General features: G+C 34.8%; 3 protein-coding genes. All 3 read left to right on the top strand.

Translation table 11 applies throughout. From position 1 onward, the window contains the following. Positions 1–1,005: T9SS type B sorting domain-containing protein (locus tag HOG71_13530; GenBank protein MBT5991866.1), on the top strand; the 1,005-nt coding region annotated here is incomplete at its 5' end. Between the two features lie 863 nt (positions 1,006–1,868). Continuing rightward, positions 1,869–5,096, top strand: coding sequence for a T9SS type A sorting domain-containing protein (locus tag HOG71_13525; GenBank protein ID MBT5991865.1), 3,228 nt, complete (start codon positions 1,869–1,871; stop codon positions 5,094–5,096). Positions 5,097–5,137: 41 nt separating this feature from the next. Then, on the top strand, positions 5,138–6,715 hold a 1,578-nt coding region (locus tag HOG71_13520; GenBank protein ID MBT5991864.1), incomplete at its 3' end, for a hypothetical protein.

Below are 6,715 nucleotides of genomic sequence, written 5' to 3'. Positions count from 1 at the left end.
TCTGATAAAAGCAGCATTCCACAAGGAAGTATCAATAACTGGAAATGGTATTTTACGTCCAATGATAGTTCAGCCCTACAACATCCTGTTTTTGTGTTTAACAATCAGGGCGATCATCACCCAAAACTAATTGCACATTCCGATTCAGGATGTGTGGATACGGTTTCGAAAACAATCACAATTTATGGCCATGCTCCTGCTGTAGAACTGGAACGAGTAAGCGTAGTGAATGATAAATACAACCTGCTGGAATGGAAAGATCCGGCCTCCCCTATTGTTTCGGCTTATCAAATTCAAAAATCCACCAACTTCGGAAACTTTGCTGATTTCAAAACCTATCCGAAAGACAGTTTACATCTTACAGATTTTGCAGTTTTCCCTGATAAAAGCATATATACCTACAAGCTTTTAACAAAAGATAGTTGCGGCCACAGCAGCGAAGCTTCCAACATTGCTCAAACAATTCTGCTGCAACTGGATAGTTCTGAGACGTTTAGTATACTCACTTGGTCGGCATACGAAGACTGGAAACAGGGCATTCAACGCTATGAAGTGCAGGTATTCAACAATCAAAGCCTGAATTGGGAAAAAGTGGAAAGCTCTATCTATCCTGTTTCATTCATTGACTCAATTACAAAACTGTCCCAATCGAACTATTGCTATCTTATTGCTGCATTCAGGAATAATGATGAGTTGCAATCAAACTCCAATGTTGTTTGTGTGGATACCCGAATGAACCTTTTTGTGCCCAATGCATTTTCTCCAAATGGTGACGGAATAAATGATCATTTCCAAATAAAAGGTGTTTTTATCAAAGAGTTCAATATTCAGATTTTTAACCGTTGGGGCGAAAAACTATTTGAAAGTGACTCTATTAATGATGGATGGGATGGAAGTTTCAAAGGAAAGACTTGTGCTTTTGGAACTTATTATTATAGTATTACAGCAAAAGGAGCTAATGGGAAGAGCAATAAGTTGAGTGGCAGTTTGCACTTGTTGAGGTGATAAAATTGCATCATAAAACAACTAAAAGAAACACCAGAACAGCTATTTGCCAATACAAAAAATGTTAGTTGATTGATTCTCTATACACTTACAGCATTTCGGCAACAAATGGGCAACAAAAAAACTGATAGTTTTTTCTGGTAAATGCAACGTATTGCAAACTAAAGTCAATAGCATTACATATGCTACATCTGTTAAAAACGAAATTCAATTGTAATTACAATCAACCTATTTTTCACCTGTTCAAATACAGAATTGGCAACAAAAAATATATTATTAAACAATATATTATATGATTTGTTTTTACTATATTCGTAATGCTTAAGACATGGAATTCTCAAAACAAAAACTAATAATGCTGTTGTTAGTTTGTAATTGAATTTGAAATATTTTATGTTTATGAGCAAAAAAAAGACAAAGTACTACCCCCCCATTTTTCTCCCAATGTATTGATATTGTATATTTTGCAATTATGTGTAAATGACAATATCCACATGAATACTATTATCAAAGATAAAGCAAACTTTTTCTTATTAGCTGTAAATAATTTTGTTTTTCTAAAAGGAGAATCACTACCCACCAACAATTATTTTGTTAGACCAAACTGTTATTTCTTAATTCTCAGAAAAACGGTTTTGGGATTTACTTAGCTTGGTGAAAAATAATGTAAGAGAAAACCAATAATTTTACTCTCTTACGGATACTAAATTTTTTATTGGCCAGGTAAAAAAAGGAACGACAAGAACCATTCTTATCGTTCCCTGAATCAAAAAAGTTGACACCCTATTGATTCTGCCTGCAAAGGTACAAAATCCTATCAGGTTATTATCAGGCCATTGTTTAACATATTTAAAATTAGAACAATGGTTACTTTAATAAAAAAAATTATACTAATACAAGTATTTTTACTTGTTTCGATTATGGGTTATTCACAAACAACAATTAACACTGGTGCAGTTTCAGGCACATGGACTTCTGCAAATTCACCCTATTATGTGATGGGAGATATTTACATCAATTCCAATTTGCAAATAGATGAAGGTGTATCAGTTTATTTTTATAATGGAAAATCATTAACGGTTAATAGTGGAGGAGATCTTACTATTTCAGGAACGGCTGGGAATCAGGTTACCTTATCAGCCATTCATCCAGAAAGCGGCTGGGAAGGAATTGATATCAGCAATAATACAAACACCAATACTTTTGAATATTGTGTAATTGAATACGTTATTAAAAAACCTGCTGTAATCTCCAATAATTTCGCATCCTGTGGTGCCATTTACATGAACTCGACTAATGGTACTACATTCTCATATTGCACCTTTCAATACAATGAAATAATTACTGGTGGCGGCATTGCAGCAGTTTCCAGCAGGATTACTGCTGACGAATGTGTTTTCCAATACAATGATGTCGATAGTTTCGGAGGAGGAATTTATATTGAAAATGGAGATGTTGATGATGAAATCACCAATTGTGATTTCTATGACAATAATGCAGGATATGGTGGAGGAATATATATTATTGATGATGAATATGCTGATTTAATTTCTTATTGCTCATTTGATGCGAATGAAGCGACATATGGCGGAGGAGGTATATGGATAGAAAACAGTATTGGGGTTGAAATAGAATATTCAGATTTCAATAGTAATACGTCAAATACTTCTATACCTGCTTATAGTGGTGGTGCAATAGGAATCATGACAGACAATGAATATGCTCAAGCTTCTGATTTCTCTATTACACATTGCCAAATAATGTACAATGATGCTACATCTTCAAACGGGTATTATGGCTTTGGAGGAGGAATTTTTATTTATCAGCAATCTGAGGAAGATATCTCCATAGAAATTAGTAATTGCGAAATAAACAACAATGATGCTGACTTTTATGGTGGAGGCTTATATTTCGAAGATTGTGGAGGAGAAATATACATTTCATTAAACGATATCAATAATAACAATTCTATAAATGGAGCTGGTTTATATTTTGATATAGATCCTTCAAATGATAACATTAACCTTGTAAATAACCTGATTGCAGACAATACTGCTTCTAGTAATGGTGGTGGAATATTTAGTAATTCTGATTATAACTTATACAGTTGCACTGTAGCTAACAATTCTGTATCGGGATATGGAGGAGGATTATATGGATCCGGCAGTCCAAGCGTTTATGCAATAAATACCATCATATGGGGCAATACTGCAACTACAAACCCCAATGTTTATCCAACAACAAATGGTTCCGACTTTGAATATACTTGTTGTCCTTCCTGCTCTACAGGTACAGGAAATATATACTCTGATCCTAATTTAGTTTCAACAACTGACTACCGGATACAGATGGAAGACTCCTATTGTGACAATTCTGGTAATAATAGTGCAACTTATATAACAACCTATGATCTGGCAAATACGAACAGAATTTTATATACTACGATTGACATAGGTGCTTATGAATCTATTGGACAATATGTGTGTGGTGATGTAGGGGACAATCCTGGGAATACATGGACTAACCACAATACAAGTGGAATTGATTATGTAGTGATTTGTGATATACATATTGAATCAGGAAAAACACTTAATATTGATGAAGGAACTGCAATAGTTTTTGATGGATCATATCAATTAGATGTGGAAGGATGTTTAAATGCAGTTGGCACTTCAGGCGAAATGATTACTTTTTCTACCACAACAGGTAAAACATGGGAAGGAATACGCTTTGAGAATTTAAATTCTGCCTCTGAACCAAAATCAAACATCAAGTATTGCGAAATAGAGAATGTCTATAAACCATCAGGAGCTACTTGTACTTGTGCAGATAGTTTAACTTCCAGACCTGATTATTCGGGTGCTATCTACATTCACAATTCATCTAATATAGAAATATCTGATTGTGATATACACGATAACGAAGTTTGTGCACAGGGAGGAGGAATATATGTTGGATCTTGCTCTGATCCGGATATTCATGAAAATGAAATCTATGAAAATATTGCTGGTAGATCTGGTGGAGGAATTTGTATCATGTATTCATCTAATCCAGACATCTATGATTGTGATATTTATTCAAACACTGCCACAAGCAGATATGGTGGAGGTATTAGGATAGGCCAAAGTTCTGCTCCCAATATTTATGAAAACGAAATAAATTATAACCAGGCTGGGAAACAGGGAGGCGGTATTTCTATTTGTAATAATAGTGACCCCGATGTATTTAATAATATTATTGATAATAATGATTGTACAGAGAATGGAGGCGGAATTGCTATAACCTTAATCCAAGGCTATTCTCCAAATCCAATTATTTACAATAACCTCATAACTAATAATACTGCAGATGATAATGGTGGTGGTGTTTATATAATTGGATGTAGTCCTAAAATATATAACTGCACTATTGCTGATAATGAAGCAGATGATGATGGTGATGGGGTTTACTTTGATGGTTTCAGTTCACCGGATTTCCTAAATGACATTATCTGGGACAATGGAACCGTAGATGTTAGTAATGCTGGTACCCCGCCTGATAGAGATGACAGTGAATTTGATTATTGTGATATAGGTAATTTCACTACCAATGGGAGTGCGAAAGATAACATAATAGGTGATCCTGAATTCAGAGATGGATATCATATCAGTTTCGTTTATTCTCCATGTAAAGATGGTGGATATTATAATATTAATCCTCAAACTACTTTTGACCTTGATGGAAATGATAGATATCAAGGCGACAATACCATGGATATGGGCTGTTACGAGAATCCCGGAGACGTGCCTGCCTGGTATTATATTGTTTTTAATGACATTGAGGAAACTGAAAAAGAAGGTTTAAGTATTATTTGTTATCCAAATCCAGTTGAAGACAAGGTAAATATTGTGATTCAGTCAGATATTGCAACAAATGCTAAAGTGTATTTGTTCGATAACATTGGGAAAACAGTATTTACTGGTAAATGGGATATAAATGAAGGTGAAAACTATTATACAATGAAGCGGAAGCAGTTGTCAGCAGGAATTTATTTTCTTAAAATAACCAATAATCAAAACATTTCAGAAATGCATAAACTTATTTTTAATTAGAAAATTAGTCAGGGTTCCGGTTCATGCCGGAACTCTTTTTTATGAAGACAAAAATTTTAACATATTTTTTCACTCTTGCTTTAATATTCCTTTTTGCAGGGATACAGCATTCTTATGCCCAACTGGAGTCAAAGTACTGGTATTTTGGAGTCAGGGCAGGGATTGAATTTAGCGATACAGGGCTTGTTGCCCTTACAGATCTAAATAGTTCATATCCCTGGAGGGCTGGGGGGGCTGCATCCATCAGTGATGAGAATGGGAACCTGTTGTTTTTTTCTGACGGGATGAGGATATATAACAAGGAGCGGGAAATTATGAAAAATGGTACCGGCCTATTTGGAGAACCGGTAGGAGCATATGATCAAAATGTACTTATAACGCCCTGGCCAAAGAAGAAAGGATTTTATTATGTTTTTACGATATATATTAATAATCTCTCTAAAGACTCCGGCTTATATTATTCCATCGTGGACATGAGCAAAGACTCCAACAGGGGAGAAGTAGTTTCAAAAAATAATTTATTGCTAAAGGCCAATTATACATCCAAGATGAATGCTATCATACACAGCAATGGGAGCGCAATATGGCTGGTTACTCACGAATTCTGGTCGGATAAATATATCAGCTACCTGATAGACCAAAATGGTTTGCATCCCAATAAAATCTATTCACAGGGGAGTGTTTATATGAAAGCACCAGTTATTAATAAAACAGGCTATATTAAAATTTCGCCTGATGCCGGCTTTTTGGTAAATTGTGTGAGGAATAATTTTAAAATAGAAATATGCAGGTACGATAATACCCATGGTGCTGTTTATGATTGTATTGAAATACCGGTACCTGCACCCGGGCGTCCGGTAACTTCTGAGTTTTCCCCTTCCGGGAAATACTTATTTATCGGGAGAGATCAAAACCACAGTATATTACGATATGATTTGTCGGTTTATGACAGTGCAGCAATAAAAAACTCTGAAATGATCATTGGTACAAATGTGCCAAAACCACCAAATTCATATTGTTATCCGGGAGGTTTGCAATTAGGGATGGATGGTAGAATTTATGTCGGGACAAATATTGGTTCTTATTATCTTGGGGCAATTCAATATCCTGATAAAGAAGATACTTCTGGTAATTATATACAGGACTATTTATATTTAAAAGGCAGAGAATGCAGTGTAGGCCTACCCAGTTTTATTCAGTCCTACTTTTTTATTCCTGAATTTAATGCAAAGCATACATGTTTGGGAGATACTACATTATTTTCAATAACAGATACTTCTCATGTGGATAGTGTGTTATGGGATTTTGGAGATACAAATTCAGGTTTGCAAAATTTCGCAATTCAAACTAATCCTTATCATATTTTCTCAGATACAGGGATGTTCAAAGTACAGGTATTTTTGTGGCATGATGCAGGGGAAATTGATACGCTTTCAAGGGAAATACGGATAAGTCCTTATCCTGTTGCAAATTTTGCAATAGATGATCCAGAGCAATGTTTAAGAGGCAACCAGTTTATTTTTACAGATAGTTCAACAATTATAGCTGATAGTTTTAGCTGGGAATGGGATTTTGGGGATACAAATAAATTGTTTGTTCAAAACCCTGTTTATAGTTAT

The organism is Bacteroidota bacterium, assembly GCA_018698135.1.
In the GTDB taxonomy this organism is placed as follows: domain Bacteria; phylum Bacteroidota; class Bacteroidia; order CAILMK01; family JAAYUY01; genus JABINZ01.
The sequence above is the reverse complement of the archived record's forward strand: the minus strand, read 5'-3'. Positions and strand labels throughout refer to the sequence as shown.

Bases quoted from the DNA above. Each gene is read 5' to 3' on its own strand.
- HOG71_13525 (MBT5991865.1), top strand. From the start codon at position 1,869: ATGGTTACTTTAATAAAAAAAATTATACTAATACAAGTATTTTTACTT.